17 protein-coding genes are annotated in these 15501 nt (G+C 71.5%); 5 read left to right on the plus strand and 12 right to left on the minus strand.

The window, feature by feature from the left end:
* Window positions 1-96: 96 nt before the first annotated feature.
* The 5 genes from AB0C04_RS10255 to AB0C04_RS10275 form a co-directional block, all read right to left on the minus strand.
* Window positions 97-570 (minus strand): SRPBCC family protein, encoded by a 474-nt coding sequence (locus AB0C04_RS10255; protein ID WP_357051221.1) that lies wholly within the window; start codon window positions 568-570, stop codon window positions 97-99.
* The gene (locus tag AB0C04_RS10260; RefSeq protein WP_357052216.1) at window positions 567-866 is read right to left on the minus strand and encodes a metalloregulator ArsR/SmtB family transcription factor; all 300 of its coding nucleotides are present in this window, start codon (window positions 864-866) and stop codon (window positions 567-569) included. The genes AB0C04_RS10255 and AB0C04_RS10260 overlap by 4 nt, the downstream gene beginning before the upstream one ends.
* Window positions 867-987: 121 nt before the next feature.
* Window positions 988-1728 carry a class I SAM-dependent methyltransferase gene (locus AB0C04_RS10265; protein WP_357051224.1) on the minus strand — a complete coding sequence of 247 codons (741 nt, stop codon included), beginning with the start codon at window positions 1726-1728 and terminating at the stop codon, window positions 988-990.
* An 80-nt stretch (window positions 1729-1808) separates the two neighbouring features.
* Window positions 1809-2171, minus strand: a complete 363-nt coding sequence (locus tag AB0C04_RS10270) for a PH domain-containing protein (protein ID WP_350871508.1) — start codon at window positions 2169-2171, stop codon at window positions 1809-1811.
* A gap of 42 nt (window positions 2172-2213) precedes the next feature.
* Window positions 2214-3098, minus strand: a complete 885-nt coding sequence (locus AB0C04_RS10275) for a LysR family transcriptional regulator (protein ID WP_357051228.1) — start codon at window positions 3096-3098, stop codon at window positions 2214-2216.
* 119 nt (window positions 3099-3217) lie between these two features.
* Here AB0C04_RS10275 and AB0C04_RS10280 point away from each other — a divergent pair, with 119 nt between their 5' ends.
* Window positions 3218-3637, plus strand: a complete 420-nt coding sequence (locus tag AB0C04_RS10280) for a VOC family protein (protein ID WP_357051231.1) — start codon at window positions 3218-3220, stop codon at window positions 3635-3637.
* Window positions 3638-3650: 13 nt separating this feature from the next.
* Here AB0C04_RS10280 and AB0C04_RS10285 read toward each other — a convergent pair whose 3' ends face one another.
* Entirely contained in the window at window positions 3651-3956 is a 306-nt protein-coding gene (locus AB0C04_RS10285) for a 4a-hydroxytetrahydrobiopterin dehydratase (protein ID WP_357051235.1), read from the minus strand.
* 185 nt (window positions 3957-4141) lie between these two features.
* Between AB0C04_RS10285 and AB0C04_RS10290 the strand changes: the two genes are divergently transcribed.
* Window positions 4142-4582 (plus strand): (deoxy)nucleoside triphosphate pyrophosphohydrolase, encoded by a 441-nt coding sequence (locus AB0C04_RS10290; RefSeq protein WP_357051238.1) that lies wholly within the window; start codon window positions 4142-4144, stop codon window positions 4580-4582.
* A 149-nt stretch (window positions 4583-4731) separates the two neighbouring features.
* Here AB0C04_RS10290 and AB0C04_RS10295 read toward each other — a convergent pair whose 3' ends face one another.
* The 6 genes from AB0C04_RS10295 to AB0C04_RS10320 all read right to left on the minus strand — a co-directional run bounded on the left by AB0C04_RS10295 (window position 4732) and on the right by AB0C04_RS10320 (window position 12068).
* Window positions 4732-5820, minus strand: a complete 1089-nt coding sequence (locus AB0C04_RS10295) for a succinate dehydrogenase/fumarate reductase iron-sulfur subunit (RefSeq protein ID WP_357051241.1) — start codon at window positions 5818-5820, stop codon at window positions 4732-4734.
* Complete coding sequence (locus AB0C04_RS10300; RefSeq protein ID WP_357051244.1) at window positions 5820-7736, minus strand: fumarate reductase/succinate dehydrogenase flavoprotein subunit; 1917 nt, start codon at window positions 7734-7736, stop codon at window positions 5820-5822. Before AB0C04_RS10300 ends, AB0C04_RS10295 begins: the two co-directional genes overlap by 1 nt.
* 11 nt (window positions 7737-7747) lie before the next feature.
* Window positions 7748-8554 carry a hypothetical protein gene (locus tag AB0C04_RS10305; protein WP_350871527.1) on the minus strand — a complete coding sequence of 269 codons (807 nt, stop codon included), beginning with the start codon at window positions 8552-8554 and terminating at the stop codon, window positions 7748-7750.
* 287 nt (window positions 8555-8841) lie between these two features.
* The gene (locus AB0C04_RS10310; RefSeq protein WP_357051247.1) at window positions 8842-10263 is read right to left on the minus strand and encodes a metallopeptidase TldD-related protein; all 1422 of its coding nucleotides are present in this window, start codon (window positions 10261-10263) and stop codon (window positions 8842-8844) included.
* A complete protein-coding gene (locus AB0C04_RS10315; RefSeq protein ID WP_357051250.1) occupies window positions 10260-11696 on the minus strand; it encodes a TldD/PmbA family protein in 1437 nt (478 codons plus the stop codon). The genes AB0C04_RS10310 and AB0C04_RS10315 overlap by 4 nt, the downstream gene beginning before the upstream one ends.
* Window positions 11697-11729: 33 nt before the next feature.
* The gene (locus tag AB0C04_RS10320) at window positions 11730-12068 is read right to left on the minus strand and encodes a hypothetical protein (protein WP_357051253.1); all 339 of its coding nucleotides are present in this window, start codon (window positions 12066-12068) and stop codon (window positions 11730-11732) included.
* Between the two features lie 236 nt (window positions 12069-12304).
* Between AB0C04_RS10320 and AB0C04_RS10325 the strand changes: the two genes are divergently transcribed.
* The 3 genes from AB0C04_RS10325 to AB0C04_RS10335 are packed head-to-tail and all read left to right on the plus strand — an operon-like array spanning window position 12305 to window position 15500.
* Window positions 12305-13411, plus strand: a complete 1107-nt coding sequence (locus AB0C04_RS10325) for an ABC transporter ATP-binding protein (protein WP_357051256.1) — start codon at window positions 12305-12307, stop codon at window positions 13409-13411.
* Window positions 13408-14496 carry a dipeptide ABC transporter ATP-binding protein gene (locus AB0C04_RS10330; protein ID WP_357051260.1) on the plus strand — a complete coding sequence of 363 codons (1089 nt, stop codon included), beginning with the start codon at window positions 13408-13410 and terminating at the stop codon, window positions 14494-14496. Before AB0C04_RS10325 ends, AB0C04_RS10330 begins: the two co-directional genes overlap by 4 nt.
* On the plus strand, window positions 14493-15500 hold the full coding sequence (locus AB0C04_RS10335) for an ABC transporter permease (RefSeq protein ID WP_357051263.1): 1008 nt from the start codon (window positions 14493-14495) through the stop codon (window positions 15498-15500). Before AB0C04_RS10330 ends, AB0C04_RS10335 begins: the two co-directional genes overlap by 4 nt.
* Window position 15501: the final 1 nt, after the last annotated feature.

A 15501-nucleotide genomic window follows, 5' to 3' on the forward strand; every position in this document is an offset into this window, starting at 1 on the left:
GCTGGTGATCGCAGGCCTGCTGCTGCGTATCGAGGGGCCATGGCGAGGGGCCGTGCCCGGTAGGTAGCCCGGGCCGGCCCGACGCGGTGTGGCCGGTCAGAGCACCGCGGCGAACTCGCGCAGGCCGCCCGGCCAGCCACCCTCGCTCCCGACGGCGTCGCGTACCCCTTCCCAGCCGGGGCCGTGCACATCGAGCTGGTCGTGCACCAGGTCGACCTGCGTGCCGGTGTCGGTCGGGGTGAAGGTCACGGTCACCCGGCTACCGACCGCATCCGGCGCGGGCGGCTTCCAGTCGGGGCCGACGAGCCAGGAGAAGGCGAACGTGCGCGGCGGATCCCAGGTGAGGACGCGGCCCCAGGCGCAGACCTCGCCGGCGTCGTTCTCCTCCCACATCCGGCCGCCGACGTGGGGGTCGACCCCGACCTGCTTCAGCTCGCCGGGCTGGACGTGGTGGGATCGCGTCCACCACCGGTCGATGCCGTTGGTGAACACCTCGAACGCGTGCTCGGGGGTCGCCGCGACGTGGATGCTGCTGCGTACGACGGAATCCTGATCGGTGTGCGCTGTCACGTCTTCTCCTCCGGTGGCTTCTCGGCGGCCTCGGCGAACGCCGCCAGGGCCTGGTTCCAGAACTGGTCGAAGTAGCCGCGGATCGCCGCCAGGCCCTGCGGGTCGACGGCGTGCAGGCGGCGGGTGCCCACCGCCGTCGACGAGACCAGCCCGGCGTCCTTGAGCACCTTGAGGTGCTGCGAGACAGCGGGCCGGCTGACCGGCAGGCCGTTAGCGATCTCCGCGACCGAGCGCGGCCCGGCGGCCAGCGACTCGAAGATGCTCCGCCGGGTCGGGTCGCCGAGGGCTTCGAGCATCCGCCCTTGGTAAGTGGCCACGAACGGTAAGTCTAGACTTTCCGATGCTGTCAAGGCGTGCACCAGGTGCAGCGCGGGCGAGAGTGGTCCGTGAACTGCCGGCGGTGAGGGCTTGAAACCCTCAGGCGCAGAGGCGGGCCAGGACCACGAGCTCGCCAGCGCCCGCGCCGACCGGCTCGCGGCCCCAGCCGCCGTAGACCCGATCCACGGTGAAACCGGCCGCCCGTAGCGAGTCGCGCAGCTCCCGCTCGGTGCGGAAGCGCAGGGTGGCGGAGCTGAGCAGTTCGTCGCCGCCCGGAAAGACGTAGTGGTGGACGAAGCTGACCGCGCTCTCCACCACGGACGTCACCTCGGTCCAGGCCCGGACCTCCCGCCCGTCAGGCAGGGTGATCAGGCGTGCGGAGTCGACCGGGTTCCAGCGCTCCCAGCGCCGGTCGGCCGGGTCGCGCGCGTCGAAGATCAGTCGGCCGCCGGGCAGCAACGCGCGGCGCAGGTCGGCGAGGGTGGCCGTCCACTCGGCATCGTCGACGAAGATCTGCGCCACGTGGCTGGTCAGGACGGCCACGTCGAAGGCCCCGCTCGGCAGCGCGTGCGAGGTGCCCTCGATCCAGGTGACCCGGTCGGCACCTGGTTTGGCGCGGGCCGCGGCGAGCGAGGCGCGAGCCGGGTCGACGCCGGTGACGGGGTGGCCGGCCGCCGCCACGGCGATAGTCAACCGGCCCGTCCCGCAGCCGAGGTCGAGCACCCGGGCGGCGGGCGTCTCGTCGACCGCGGCGAGGAAGAAGTCGTCGTCGCGACCCCACGGGCACTCGGCGTCGTAGACCGTGACCAGCCGCGGGTCCTCGAACTCGCCGTGCCTCATCGGCGGCGGGCGGCAACCCGCCGCCGATGAGCAAACGACACGCCGCCGCCTCTCGTCCGCCGCGACGGGTCCGGCCGCGGTCAGGAGATGTGATGCAGGATCACATTGTGGACGTGGTGGCTCTTCTGCGCACCACGGAATTCGACCTCGTAGGTGTGCGTGCCGACGTGGATGGCGATCGACCCGGTGGAGAAGAACGAGCCGCCCCACGACTTGTTGCTGACCACGCTCACGCTAGTGATCTTCGAGTACGGAATGCTGGTGATGGCGTACCGCTTGCCGACGAACGAGCGGTCCTGGATGATCACGCGGCGGTCGGTGAGGCCGATGAAGCCGGTGCCGGCGCCGACCGCGTCGTAGACGGCGATGATCTGCTCCGAGTCGAGCAGCCCGCTCTGGATCTGCTGGAACTGCTCCTTGCGGTCATAGGTCGCGTTGGCCATGCGCCTCACGGTAGGCAGGGCACGCCACTGCGGGCCGGCGGGTCAGCGTACGACCGAGTCGGCCGCGGCCCGGACGAACGCGCGGACCCGGGCCGTCGTGTTGGTCTCCAGCCACACCGGTCCGCGCCGGATGGGCGGGGCGTCGCGGATCGGCACGTACGCCACGTCGGGGCGCGGGTAGTAGTGCCGGGTGTGCTCGCCGACCGGGAGCACGCCTCGGCCCAGCGCCACCAGCGACAACATCTCGGAGAAGGTGTTGCCGGCCGGCCCCTTCGGCACCGGCCGGCCGGACGGGGTGTGCTCGGGTGTGCGGTCCCGCTTGAACTCCGCCGAGGTCACCGCCGGGTACTGCACCACCGGGTGGTCGGCCAGCACCTCCAGCGAGACGGACTCCGCGCCGGCCAGCGGGTGCCCGGTCGGCACGGCCAGGGCCCGGCCCTCGCTGATCAGCGCCGGCCCGTTCGCCATGCCGTCGAAGGGGTACGCGGCGATGAGGACGTCGACCGAACCGTCCAGCAGGCTCGGCCGGGAGTTGAAGAGCTGGACCTCGCGTACCTCGACGACACACTCCGGATGGCGCTCGCTGAACAGGGCGACGGCCTTGAGCAGCACCGGCGCCGTCCATTCGCCGAGGAACGCGACCCGCAGCGTGCCGGTCACCCCGCGGCCGGCGTCCACCGCCCGGGCGAGCGCCTCGTCGATCCCGGCGACCAGCGGCCGGAGGTCGTCGGCGAGTTGCCGGCCGATCGGGGTGAGCTGGACGACCCGGCTGGTCCGCGCGAAGAGCGGTGCGCCGATCCGCCGCTCCAACCGCTTGATCACGTGGCTGACCCGCCCGGTGGTCACCCGCAGCCGGGTGGCTGTCCGGCCGAAGTGCAGCTCCTCGGCGAGGGTCAGGAAGGCTTCGACCTCGTACCGCTCCAGCATCGGGTGCCTCCCATCGTTGAGTCAGGGGCAACGATCGTAGCCGGATCGCGTCTTGGTCCCCGTCGCCCGAGGCCGGATCGTTGAGTCGTCCGCCAGACCCGCGAACCGAGAGGTGAACCATGAGCAGCACGACCATCGACGGGACGACCAGCGTACGGGTGACCGGCTTCGACCATCTGGTGCTCAACGTCGCCGACGTCGAGCGCGCGTTGGGCTTCTACTGCGGCCTGCTCGGCCTGGCGCCGGTCCGCGTCGACGAGTGGCGGGACGGCAGGGTGCCGTTCCCCTCGGTGCGGGTCAGCCCGGACACCATCATCGACCTCGTCCACCGGGAGCGGGGCCAGTCGAACGTCGACCACTTCTGCCTGGTGGTGTCGCCGCTGGACTGGGCCGAGGTGATCGACTCCGGGGTCTTCACCGTGCTGGAGGGGCCGGTCGGCCGGTTCGGGGCACGGGGCTCCGCCACGTCGATCTACGTCCGCGACCCGGACGGCAACTCGGTCGAGCTGCGCTGGTACCCGCAGGACGCCGACGGCTGAGCCGGCCGGCACCTCAGGACTCGGTGACCGCCCGGTAGGCGTCCTCGATGCGGGCGGCCAGCAGGACCTCGCCCTCGCTGAGCGGGGTGCTGCCGTGCCCCACCCGGATCTGGGTATGGTCAGCCCGGCGGCTGATGTCTGGGCGTAGGTGCAGGGCATCCGCCACCACCTTGACCCGCTCGGTCAGGGCGGCGTGTTGGCTGTCGTCGATCACGAGGGTCCGTCGGATCTGCTCGCCCTCCCGGGTCCACCCGGAGAGCAGCGTGAGCGCGTCGGAGAGGTAGTCCTTCTGCGCTCGGCCAGTGAACAGCGCACGCATCACCGCACCTCCCAGGCGCCGTTGCCGGCTCGTGGCCAAATCGTCGCCATCCCGTGTCTTGTCGGTGGCCTCTAGTCTTGTCGCCCTCCGGTGCGCGTGTCCACGCCCACACTTCCGGGTTCTCCTGGCTTAAGCGGCCGGTTACGGTACCCAAACCGCCGATTGATCTGGCACGCTGGACGGCCGTGCAGACCGAACGGGCTAGCGGCGGCGGGCAGGCCGCGCGACGGGATCTCAAAGTGATCGTCGGCGCGGCGATCATCGAGGACGGGCGCGTACTCGCGTGCGCGCGTTCCGCGCCGCCCGAGGTGGCCGGGATGTGGGAGTTCCCCGGTGGCAAGGTCGAGCCCGGGGAGTCCGAGACCGACGCGCTGGTCCGCGAGTGCGCCGAGGAACTGGCCGTACGCGTGGAGATCGGCGACCGGGTCGGCCGCAACGTCAAGATGGCCCACGGCCGCTCGGTGCTGAAGGTGTACGCCGCCCGGCTGCTCCACGACGACCAGCCTCAGGCGCTGGAGCACTCGGCGCTGCGCTGGCTCTCGGCCGCCGAACTGGACTCGGTGACCTGGCTGCCGGCCGACGCTCCGATCGTCGCCGCGCTCCGGCCACTGCTCGCCGCCCGCTGACCCGCCCCGGCCGACCGAAGCGGACCGCCGGCCGGCTGCGGGCCCTCGGCCGGCCGAAGCGGACAGCGGGGCGGCGGAAGCGGACAGCGGGGTGAAAACGGGACGGGGGCCGGCGGCTTGCGCCGCGGCCCCCGTCATCGTCGAGGTTTCTAGTGCTTGTCCTGCTCGGGGTGGGCGAAGTTCAGGTGCTCCGGGGGCAGCGGGAAGCTGATGTCGTCGCCGAACGGCGACGGCGCGGCGGCCCGGTCGAAGGTGAGCTCCGTGAGGGGCAGCTTGCCCCGGTCGTCCACCGCCGGCGCGGTCGGGTGGGGCACCTCGCGGTGCCAGTTCACCCCGCTCTGCGCCTGCACCTCGGCCTGCGGATCGTGCGAGCCGCCCGCGTGCGAGTGCAACCCGGGCAGGCGGGTGCCGGCGGACGTCGCCGAGGCGCTGGCGGACGTCGCCGAGACGCCCGTGCCCGCGGCGTTCGCGCTGGTCTGAGGCGTCTCGCCCCGTCGGAAGATCTTGCTACCAAGCCACACAAGGGGATCGTACCTGCGGTCGACGACCCGCTCCTTCATGGGGATGATCCCGTTGTCAGTGATCTTGATGTGCTCGGGGCAGACCTCGGTGCAGCACTTGGTGATGTTGCAGTACCCGAGGCCCATCTCCGCCTGCGCGTACTCCTTGCGGTCCGTCCGGGTGTCCAGCGGGTGCATGTCCAGCTCGGAGGCCCGGATGAAGAACCGTGGCCCGGAGAAGGCCGGCTTGTTCTCCTCGTGGTCCCGGATCACGTGGCACACGTTCTGGCAGAGGAAGCACTCGATGCACTTGCGGAACTCCTGCGAGCGCTCCACGTCGACCTGCTGCATCCGGTAGTCGCCCGGGGCGACGTCCGACGGCGGCGCGAAGGCCGGGGTCTCCCGCGCCTTCTCGTAGTTGAACGAGACGTCGGTGACCAGGTCCCGGATGACCGGGAAGGTGCGCAACGGGGTGACGGTGACCGTCTCGTCCTCCTCGAAGGTGGACATCCGGGTCATGCAGCCCAGCCGCGGCTTGCCGTTGATCTCCATCGAGCAGGAGCCGCACTTGCCCGCCTTGCAGTTCCACCGGCACGCCAGGTCGGGCGCGTCGGTGGCCTGGAGCCGGTGGATGACGTCGAGGACGACCTCACCCTCGTTCACCTCGACCATGTAGTCCTGCAGGTCGCCGCCGCTCTCGTCGCCCCGCCAGATCCGGAATTGGCGCTTGGTCCCCATCAGTTGCCCGCCTCCTCAGCGAGGGCGTCGAACTCCGCGAGCTCCTCGTCGGTCAGGTACTTGGCCAGCTCGGCCCGGTCGAACAGGCTGATCAGCTCCCCGCGCATCGTCGGCAGCGGCTTGCGGGTCAGCCGGACGGTGTCGCCCTCGAGCGAGCAGACCAGGTTCACCCGGCGCCACTGCGGGTCCATCGCCGGGAAGTCCTCCCGGGTGTGCCCGCCGCGCGACTCGCGCCGCTCCAGCGCCGCCTTGGCGGTGCACTCGGAGACCACCAGCATGTTGCGCAGATCGAGCGCGAGGTGCCAGCCCGGGTTGTAGCGCCGCCCGCCGGCCGCGCTGACCTTGGCCACCCGCTCACGCAGTTCGGCCAGCCGGACCAGGGCGTCCGCCAGCTCGCCCTCGCGCCGGATGATCCCGACCAGATCCCCCATCACCGCCTGGAGGTCCTGCTGGAGGGTGTACGGGCTCTCCCCGGTGTCCCGCTGCAGCGGCGCCAGCGCGGTCTCCACCGCGGCCTCGACCGCCTGCACGGGCACCTTGGGCCGGGCGGCGAGGCCGTTGGCGTACGAGGCGGCGTGCCCGCCGGCGCGCTTGCCGAAGACCAGCAGGTCGGACAGGGAGTTTCCACCCAGCCGGTTGGAGCCGTGCATGCCGCCGGAGACCTCGCCGGCGGCGAACAGCCCCTGCACGTGGCCGAAGGCCGCGCCGCTGTCCGGGTCGACCTCGACGCCACCCATCACGTAGTGGCAGGTGGGACCGACCTCCATCGGCTCGGCGGTGATGTCGACGTCGGCCAGTTCCTTGAACTGGTGGTACATCGAGGGCAGCCGGCGGCGGATCTCGTCGGCCGACTTGCGGCTGGCGATGTCCAGGAAGACGCCGCCGGCCGGCGTGCCACGACCCGCCTTGACCTCGCTGTTGATCGCCCGGGCCACCTCGTCACGGGGCAGCAGCTCCGGCGGGCGCCGGTTGTTGTCCGGGTCGGTGTACCAGCGGTCCGCCTCCTCCTCGGTCTCCGCGTACTGCTTGCGGAAGACGTCGGGGACGTAGTCGAACATGAACCGCTTGCCGTCGGAGTTCTTCAGCACCCCGCCGTCACCGCGGACCGACTCGGTGACCAGGATGCCCTTGACCGAGGGTGGCCAGACCATGCCGGTGGGGTGGAACTGGAGGAACTCCATGTTGATCAGCGTCGCCCCGGCGCGCAGCGCGAGCGCGTGACCATCGCCGGTGTACTCCCAGGAGTTCGAGGTGACCTTGTAGGAGCGGCCGACACCGCCGGTGGCCAGCACCACCGAGGGCGCCTCGAAGAGGATGAACTCGCCGGACTCCCGGTAGTAGCCGAACGCGCCGGCGACCCGGTCACCGTCGAGCAGCAGCTCGGTGATGGTGGTCTCGGAGAAGACCCGGATCCGGGCGTCGTACGAGCCGAGCTCGCGCTTGTCCTCCTGCTGGAGGGAAACGATCTTCTGCTGGAGGGTGCGGATCAGCTCCAGGCCGGTCCGGTCGCCGACGTGCGCCAGCCGCGGGTACTCGTGACCGCCGAAGTTCCGCTGGGAGATCTTCCCGTCCTTGGTCCGGTCGAAGAGCGCCCCGTACGTCTCCAGCTCCCAGATCCGCTGCGGCGACTCCTTCGCGTGCAGCTCGGCCATCCGGAAGTTGTTCAGGAACTTGCCGCCGCGCATCGTGTCCCGGAAGTGGACCTGCCAGTTGTCCCGGCTGTTCACGTTCCCCATCGCGGCGGCGGCGCCGCCCTCGGCCATCACCGTGTGCGCCTTGCCGAAGAGCGACTTCGAGATGATCGCGGTCTTCTTGCCGGCGAGCCGGGCCTCGATCGCCGCCCGCAGGCCGGCGCCGCCGGCGCCGATCACGACGACGTCGTAGTGGTGTCGTTCGATTCGAGTGGTAGTGGTCATGTCCAGGCCCTCTAGTTGATGAACCGCAGGTCGTTGAACCAGCCGGCCGCGACCGCCATGACGTAGAAGTCGGTCAGCGCCAGGGTGCCGAGCGTGATCCAGGCGAGCTGCATGTGCCGGACGTTCAGCCAGGACACGCTCGTCCAGGCCCGGTAGCGCACGGGGTGCTTGGAGAAGTGCTTGAGCCGGCCGCCGATGATGTGCCGGCAGGAGTGGCAGGAGATGGTGTACGCCCAGAGCATCACCACGTTGGCGATCAGGACGAGGTTGCCCAGCCCGAAGCCGAAGCCCTTCGGGGAGTGGAAGGCCAGGATCGCGTCCCAGGTGTTGATCAGCGAGATGATCGCGGCGGCGTAGAAGAAGTAGCGGTGCAGGTTCTGGCCGAGCAGCGGGACCCGGGTCTCACCGCTGTAGGACGCGTGCCCGTCCGGCACCGCGCAGGCCGGCGGCGACAGCCAGAACGACCGGTAGTACGCCTTGCGGTAGTAGTAGCAGGTGAGCCGGAACAGCAGCAGGAACGGCAGGGTCAACGCCGCGTCCGGGATGATCCACCAGCCGGGCAGGAACCGTCCGAAGTGTGCGGCTCCCTCCACGCAGCGGTCGGTCACGCAGGGGGAGTAGAACGGGGTCAGGTAGTGGAAGTCCTCGACCCAGTACCACTTGTGCATGAAGACCCGGACCGTCGCGTACGCGACCCAGGCGCTGAGCCCGACCACGGTGATCAGGGGGGCGAACCACCAGCGGTCGGTACGCAACGTCTTCGCCGCGATGGCGGCGCGCGCCCGCGCTCCCCGCGGCTTCGTTGCCGTTGATGTCATTCGAGTCGTCTCCTCGACGGGGCCCGCACGGGCGGGCGGATCTTCCTCCGGTCGGCACGCGGACCGGCGAACCCGCACCCGCTTGCCACGTCATGCGCACACCAACGACCGCACCGGACGTATCGGCGCAGCTAAGTGACACACGTTACGCCGATCTTCGCGGGCCGTCCGCGCAAGGCAGTGTCCCGTGTGTCCGGGCGCTTGGAAAGCCCCTCGTCACAATCGATGCCCGGGCGTCCAGAAAGATCGTCGCCGGTCGGTGCGGACAGGCGCGGACAGCAGCCCGATCAGCCGGAGGCGCCGCCGGTGAAGTTCCACGCGGCGAGGCGCACCGGGGGTGCCTCCCACCAGTTGCCGTCGATCCGGTCGGGCTGGCGCATCGCGTGCCGGCCGAGCCCGAGCACCGCGCCCGGCCCGAGCGCGCGCGGGTAGGACTCGGTGAAGCGCAGGTCCCGGACGGCCCGGGTCACCACACCGTCCTCGATCAGCCAGACCCCGTTGCGGGTCAGGCCGGTGATCACCAGGCTCTTCGGGTCGAGCACCCGGGTGTACCAGAAGTCGCTGACCAGCAGCCCGTGCCGGACCCCGGCGACCAGCGCGGCCGTGTCGTCGTCGGCCACCGCACCGGCGACCCCGGACTCCGCCGGTCGGCCGAGCGGACCGGCCGATGGCCTCCCGTCGGCCACGGACGGGGCGAGCAGCCGGAGGTTGCGGGGGATCGGGCCGAAGGTGGTGGCGCCGAGCATGCCGTGACCGGTGGACCCGACGCCGGCCTCGACACCGCTGCGCCGGTCGTGCGCCACCGCCCGGGTGACCCCGGCGTCGACCAGGCGCAACTCCCGCCGCGCCGTGCCCTCCAGGTCGTAGGGCAGGTTGGAGCCGTGCAGCGGATCGTCCACCAGGGTCACCGACCGGTCGAACTGGGCCTCGCCCGGCTCGGCGAAGGACTGCCGCTCGGCGTGGCGCTTGCCGTTGAAGCCGAACCAGGAGAGGTTCTGCAGCAGGTCGGCGACGGCGGCCGGTTCGAGCACCACCTCGTAGCGACCCGGCGGCAGCTCGACCGGGTCGACCGCGGCGCGCGCCTTGGCCGCGGCCCGGGCGCCGAGCGCGGCCCCGTCGAGGTCGGCGAGCCGGTCGGCGCAGCGACGCGCCACGCCGTCCGAGCCGCCGGTGCGGGCGATCCCGTCCATCGCGGCCTCCGCGGTGCGCCCGTGGGCCGAGTGGCCGGCGGAGTTGGCGAAGGCCCCGGAGCGGTGCGAGGTGCGGCAGTAGCCGGCGGCTTCGAGGCCGCCCACCGCGTCCACGAAGGCGCGGACCCGGGTCGCCCGCTCGTCCGGCTCGGCGTGGACGGTCGCCTCGTCGGCCGCGGCGCCGGCCGACACCGGCGACGGTGGCGTGAGCCCCGGCCAGGCCGGGTCGGGCGGGCAGAGCCGGGCCGCGGCCAGCGTCCGTTCGACCAGCGCGCGCAGCCCCTGCGGACTCACCACGCTGCCGCTGCCGGCGGCGGTCCGGCCGTCGACGTGCACCCGCAGCCGGACGCCGACGGTCGAGTCGGCGACGTTCTGGTGGATGAAGGAGTTGGCGAAGCGGGTCAATGCCAGGTCGGCCCGGGTCACCACCGCCTCGGCCTGGGCGGCCGGGCCGCCGAGGCGGCGGACCAGCTCGACGACCTGCCCGGCGAGGTCCAGCTCCGACGCGCCGCCGCTCATGCCCGCACCCCCACCCGGACGTTGCGGAAGCGGGCCGGCGCGGCGGGGTGGCCGGTGTGCCCGGTCTGGCCGGGCTGGCCCTTGCCGCAGTTGGGCGTGCCCCAGGCGACCGTCTCGCCGGAGAGCATGTCCATCGACCGCCAGAAGAGCGGGCCGATGCCGGTGTAGGTGGGGTTGCGCAGCATCCGTCCGCGCCGGCCGTTGCGCACCTCCCAGCCGATCTCGCAGCCGAACTGGAAGTTGAGCCGCTTGTCGTCGATCGACCAGGAGCGGTTGATGTCCATCAGCACCCCGTCGTCGGTGGCCGCGATGATCTCCTCCAGGGTGTGCGGGCCGGGCTCCAGGCCGACGTTGGTCATCCGCACCATCGGCAGCCGGGCCCAGCCGTCGGCCCGTACGCTGCCGCCGTAGTCCAGGCCGGCGACGGCGGCCGAGTCGCGGCCGGCGAGCACGCCCACCCAGCGTCCGTCGCGGACCGCGTCCCGCTTCATCGCGGGAGAGCCCTCGTCGTCGAAGCCGAAGCTGCCGAGCGCGCCGGGGATGGTCGGGTCGATGGTGACGTTCATCAGCTCGGAGCCGTAGCGCAGCGTGCCGAGCTGGGCGAGATCCAGCCAGGACGTGCCGGCGAAGGCGGCCTCCCAACCGAGGATCCGGTCCAGCTCGATGGCGTGCCCGACCGACTCGTGGATCTGCAGGGCGAGCTGCTCGCCGCCGAGAATCAGGTCGGTCTCGCCGGCCGGGCAGAGCGGGGCGGTGAGCAGGGCGCGGGACTCCTCGGCGATCCGCGCCGCGTGCGCCGGCAGGTCGAGCGAGTCGACCAGCTCCCAGCCGGTGGTGCCGTACTGGCCGCGGTAGCTGGGGTAGGAGCGGCGCTGGGTCTCGCCGTCGCCGATCGAGGTCGCCGAGATGCCGCCGCCGCACTCCCGGATCCGCTGGTCGATGCGGTGTCCCTCGCTGGAGACGAACCACTTCGCGGTGTCCCAGATCTGGTAGAGCCCCTCGGCGATGTCGGCGCCGTGCGCGGCCATCGTCGCGGTCGCGTCGACCAGCAGGTCGCCCTTGGTCGAGAGTGGCACGCCGAGCGGGTCGACCTCGCACTCCGAGGCCCAGGTCGCGGTGGTCGGGTCGGCCGGCACCAGGTCGATCGGCGGGCCGGGCACCCGCGCGCTCGCGGCGGCGATCCGCGCGGCGCGCCGTCCGGCGTCGCGGGCCGCCGCGTCGGAGAGTTCGGGTACGGCGTGGAAGCCCCAGCTCGACCCGACCAGCGCGCGTACGCCCAGGCCGAAGCTCTCGTCCTGGGTCAGCTCCTCGATCTCGCCGTTGCGCGCCGACATCGACTCGTAGCGCCGGTGCATCACCCGGGCGTCGGCATAGCGGGCTCCGGCATCCAGGGCGGCCTGCACGGCGGCGGTCGCCGCGTCGAACTCGGTCATGCGACCGACCCTAGGCGAGCCGCCCGACATCCGTCAGGGCAGTAGTTCCTCCGGCCGGATGGCGGCCTTCACCGGCTCGGTGAGCACGAGCACGTCACCCGGCCTGGTCACCGACTGCTCGGTGTAGTGGCTGCCCCGCCGGCGATAGAGGTGCAGCGTGTTCACCGCTTCCAGCACATGCAGGCCGGCTTCGCGAACCGGCGCTCGTAGCGCCGCACGTAGTTCGCCGGAGATGTTCTGGTGACGTGGGGTGGGGGCTGGGGTCACGTGGAGGCTCCCGTCGAAGAGCTCGACGCGTTGCTGCGTCTCGCCGAGGGCGAGGTACTCCTCTTCGGTCCACGGGCCGTCATGGCCGAACACCGCCGCGGTCATGGTCACCTCCACCTCATGCCGGCGGGAATCGTCCCGTGATTGCCCCATCCATGGTCGTACCTGCCGTGCGGTAGAGCGGTCGGACACCAAGTTGCGTACGTGGATGTGCTGGTGAGGGCTGTTCACGCCCGTTGCCGACTCGTTACGCTGACGCCCGCTGACAGTTCCCGGCTTGTAGCTTATTTTCACCCTCAGGGCTTTCCTGTAAGTTCTCTTCGTCACTGAGGGAGGCGGTCGTGGAGAGGCCGGAGTCGGCGTCGTCCGGGCAACCGGACCACCGCCCCAGCGTGCCGGAGCAGCGCGGCACCGACGGGCCCTACCTGCGCGTGAGCGACCTGCGGGTCCGCTTCGAGACCGAGGACGGCGTCGTTCGCGCGGTGGACGGGGTGTCCTTCGCGGTGGAGCGCGGCCGGACGCTCGGCATCGTCGGTGAGTCCGGCTCGGGCAAGAGCGTCACGTCGCTGGCCATCCTCGGCCTGCACAACGCCAAGCGGACCGCCATCAGCGGCGAGATCTCCGTCGGCGGTCGGCAACTGGTCGGCCTGCCGGAGGAAGAGGTACGCCGGCTGCGTGGCCGGGACATGGCGATGATCTTCCAGGACCCGCTGTCGGCGCTGCACCCGTACTACACGGTGGGGCGGCAGATCGCCGAGGCCTACCGGGTGCACCACCCGCGGGCCGGCAAGCGGGAGGCCAAGCAGCGCGCGGTGGACATGCTCGGGCGGGTCGGCATTCCGCAGCCGGCCCGCCGCTTCGACCAGTACCCGCACGAGTTCTCCGGCGGCATGCGTCAGCGCGCGATGATCGCGATGGCCCTGGTCAACGACCCGGACCTGCTCATCGCCGACGAGCCGACCACCGCGCTGGACGTCACCGTGCAGGCGCAGATCCTGGATCTGCTGGCCGACCTCCAGGCCGAGTTCCACTCCGCGATCATCCTGATCACGCACGACCTGGGCGTGGTCAGCCAGGTGGCCGACGACGTGCTGGTGATGTATGGCGGTCGGGCCGTCGAGCAGGGCGGCGTCGAGCAGGTGCTGCGCCGGCCGCAGCATCCGTACACCTGGGGGTTGCTCTCCAGCGTGCCCTCCCTGCACGGCGACGCGGACGCGGACCTGGTGCCGATCCGGGGCAATCCGCCGAGCCTGATCAACCTCCCCTCCGGGTGCGCCTTCCACCCGCGCTGTCGCTACGCCGACCGCAACGGCGACCGGTCCCGCACCGAGGTGCCCGAGCTGCGTCCGACCGGCGAGGAGGGTCATCTGGCCGCCTGCCACCTGACCGTCGAGGAGCGGACCCGGCTCTACCGCGCGGACATCGCAGACGTGGGGGTGGCCCGATGAACGGGACGGACGACCAGGCGGCGGAGCAGCCGGCGGCCGAGGTGGAGCCGCTGCTGCGGGTGCGCGGGCTGAGCAAGCACTTCCCGGTGCGCAGCGGGTTCCGTGGCCGGAGCCTGGTGCGCGCGGTGGACGGGTTGGACTTCGACGTGCGACCGGGCGAGACGCTCGGCCTGGTCGGCGAGTCCGGCTGCGGCAAGACCACCACCGGACGGATGCTGGTCCGGCTGCTGGAGCCCACCTCGGGGACGATCGAGTTCGACGGGCGCGACATCACCCACGCCGGCCGCCGCGAACTGCGCCCGCTGCGCCAGGACCTCCAGATCATCTTTCAGGACCCGTACGCCTCGTTGAACCCGCGGCACACGGTCGGCCGGATCATCGCGATGCCGTTGCAGGTCAACGGCATCGAGCCGCCGGGCGGGACGAAGGCCCGGGTGCAGGAGCTGCTGGAGATCGTCGGGCTCAACCCGGAGCACTACAACCGGTACCCGCACGAGTTCTCCGGCGGGCAGCGGCAGCGGATCGGCATCGCCCGGGCGCTGGCGCTGCGACCGAAGCTGATCGTCGCCGACGAGCCGGTCTCCGCGCTGGACGTCTCGATCCAGGCCCAGGTCATCAACCTGCTCCGCGAGCTGCAACGCGACCTCGGGCTGGCGTTCGTCTTCATCGCCCACGACCTGGCCGTGGTGCGGCACTTCTGCCAGCGGGTCGCGGTGATGTACCTCGGCCGGATCGTGGAGATCGGCGACCGGGCCGACATCTACGAACGCCCGCAACATCCGTACACCCGGGCACTGCTCTCGGCGATCCCGGACGTGACGAAGCTCGGCCCGGCCGGCCGGATCCGGCTCGCCGGCGACGTGCCCACGCCGCTCGACCCGCCGTCGGGCTGCCGGTTCCGCACCCGGTGCTGGAAGGCACAGGACATCTGCGCCACCGAGGAGCCGGCACTGGTGCCGCGCTCCGGTGGCAACCAGGCCACCGCCTGTCACTTCCCGGAGTCGGGCCCGGTCGGGGCGGACACCGCGAGCGGCCCGCGAAGCGACGGGTCGGTGGGCGCGAGCGTCGAGGAGGTGGCGAGGTGAGCCTGTCCCCGGTGGAGGGTGTGGCGCTGGCCGAGATCGAGTCGAGCGGTGACCCGGCGGCGCCCGAGCGCGCGGGCATCGTCGGCCGTTCGCCCGGCCAGCTCGCCTGGATCCGGCTGCGTCGGGACCGTACCGCCATGGTCAGCGGCGCGATGCTGATCTTCTTCCTGCTGCTGGCGCTCGCCGCGCCGCTGATCGAGATGGTCTACGGGATCGGGCCCCGGCAGCAGTTCCAGCATCTGCTGGACGGCTTCGGCATGCCACTGGGCTACGCGGGCGGGGTGAGCGGCGGGCACTGGTTCGGCCTGGAGCCGGGGCTCGGGCGGGACATCTTCATCCGGCTGATCTACGGCCTGCGTACCTCGCTCTTCATCGCGTTCGCCGCCGCGGTGATCACCGCGACGATCGGCATCGTGCTCGGCACCCTCGCCGGCTACCTCGGTGGCTGGCTGGACGCCGTGATCAACTGGATCACCGACCTGACCCTGGCGATGCCGTTCCTGGTCATCGCGCTGGCCCTGACGCCGACCCTGGTGCTGCGCTTCTACGGCGAGCGGGAGCAGGTCTCCTCGGCGTTCGGGGTGGGGGTGCTGATCGGCGTCTTCGCGATCTTCGGTTGGACGAGCACCGCCCGGCTGGTCCGCGGCCAGGTGATCGCCCTGCGTGAGCGGGAGTTCGTCGAGGCCGCCCGGGCCAGTGGGGCCGGGCTCGGGCACATGCTGTTCCGGCAGCTGCTGCCGAACATCTGGGCGCCGATCCTGGTCTCGTTCTCCCTGGCCGTGCCGCAGTTCATCACCAGCGAGGCCGCGCTGTCGTTCATCGGCGTCGGGTTGAGCGACGAGACGCCGAGCTTCGGCCGGATGATCTATCGCAGCCTGGACTACCTGCAGACCGACCCGGCGTACGTGTTCTTCCCCGGCATCACGATCTTCGCCCTCGTGTTCGCCTTCAACCTCTTCGGCGACGCGCTGCGCGACGCGCTCGACCCGAAGTCGTCCCGGTAGG

Source organism: Micromonospora sp. NPDC048909, assembly GCF_040649635.1.
Taxonomy (GTDB): domain Bacteria; phylum Actinomycetota; class Actinomycetes; order Mycobacteriales; family Micromonosporaceae; genus Micromonospora.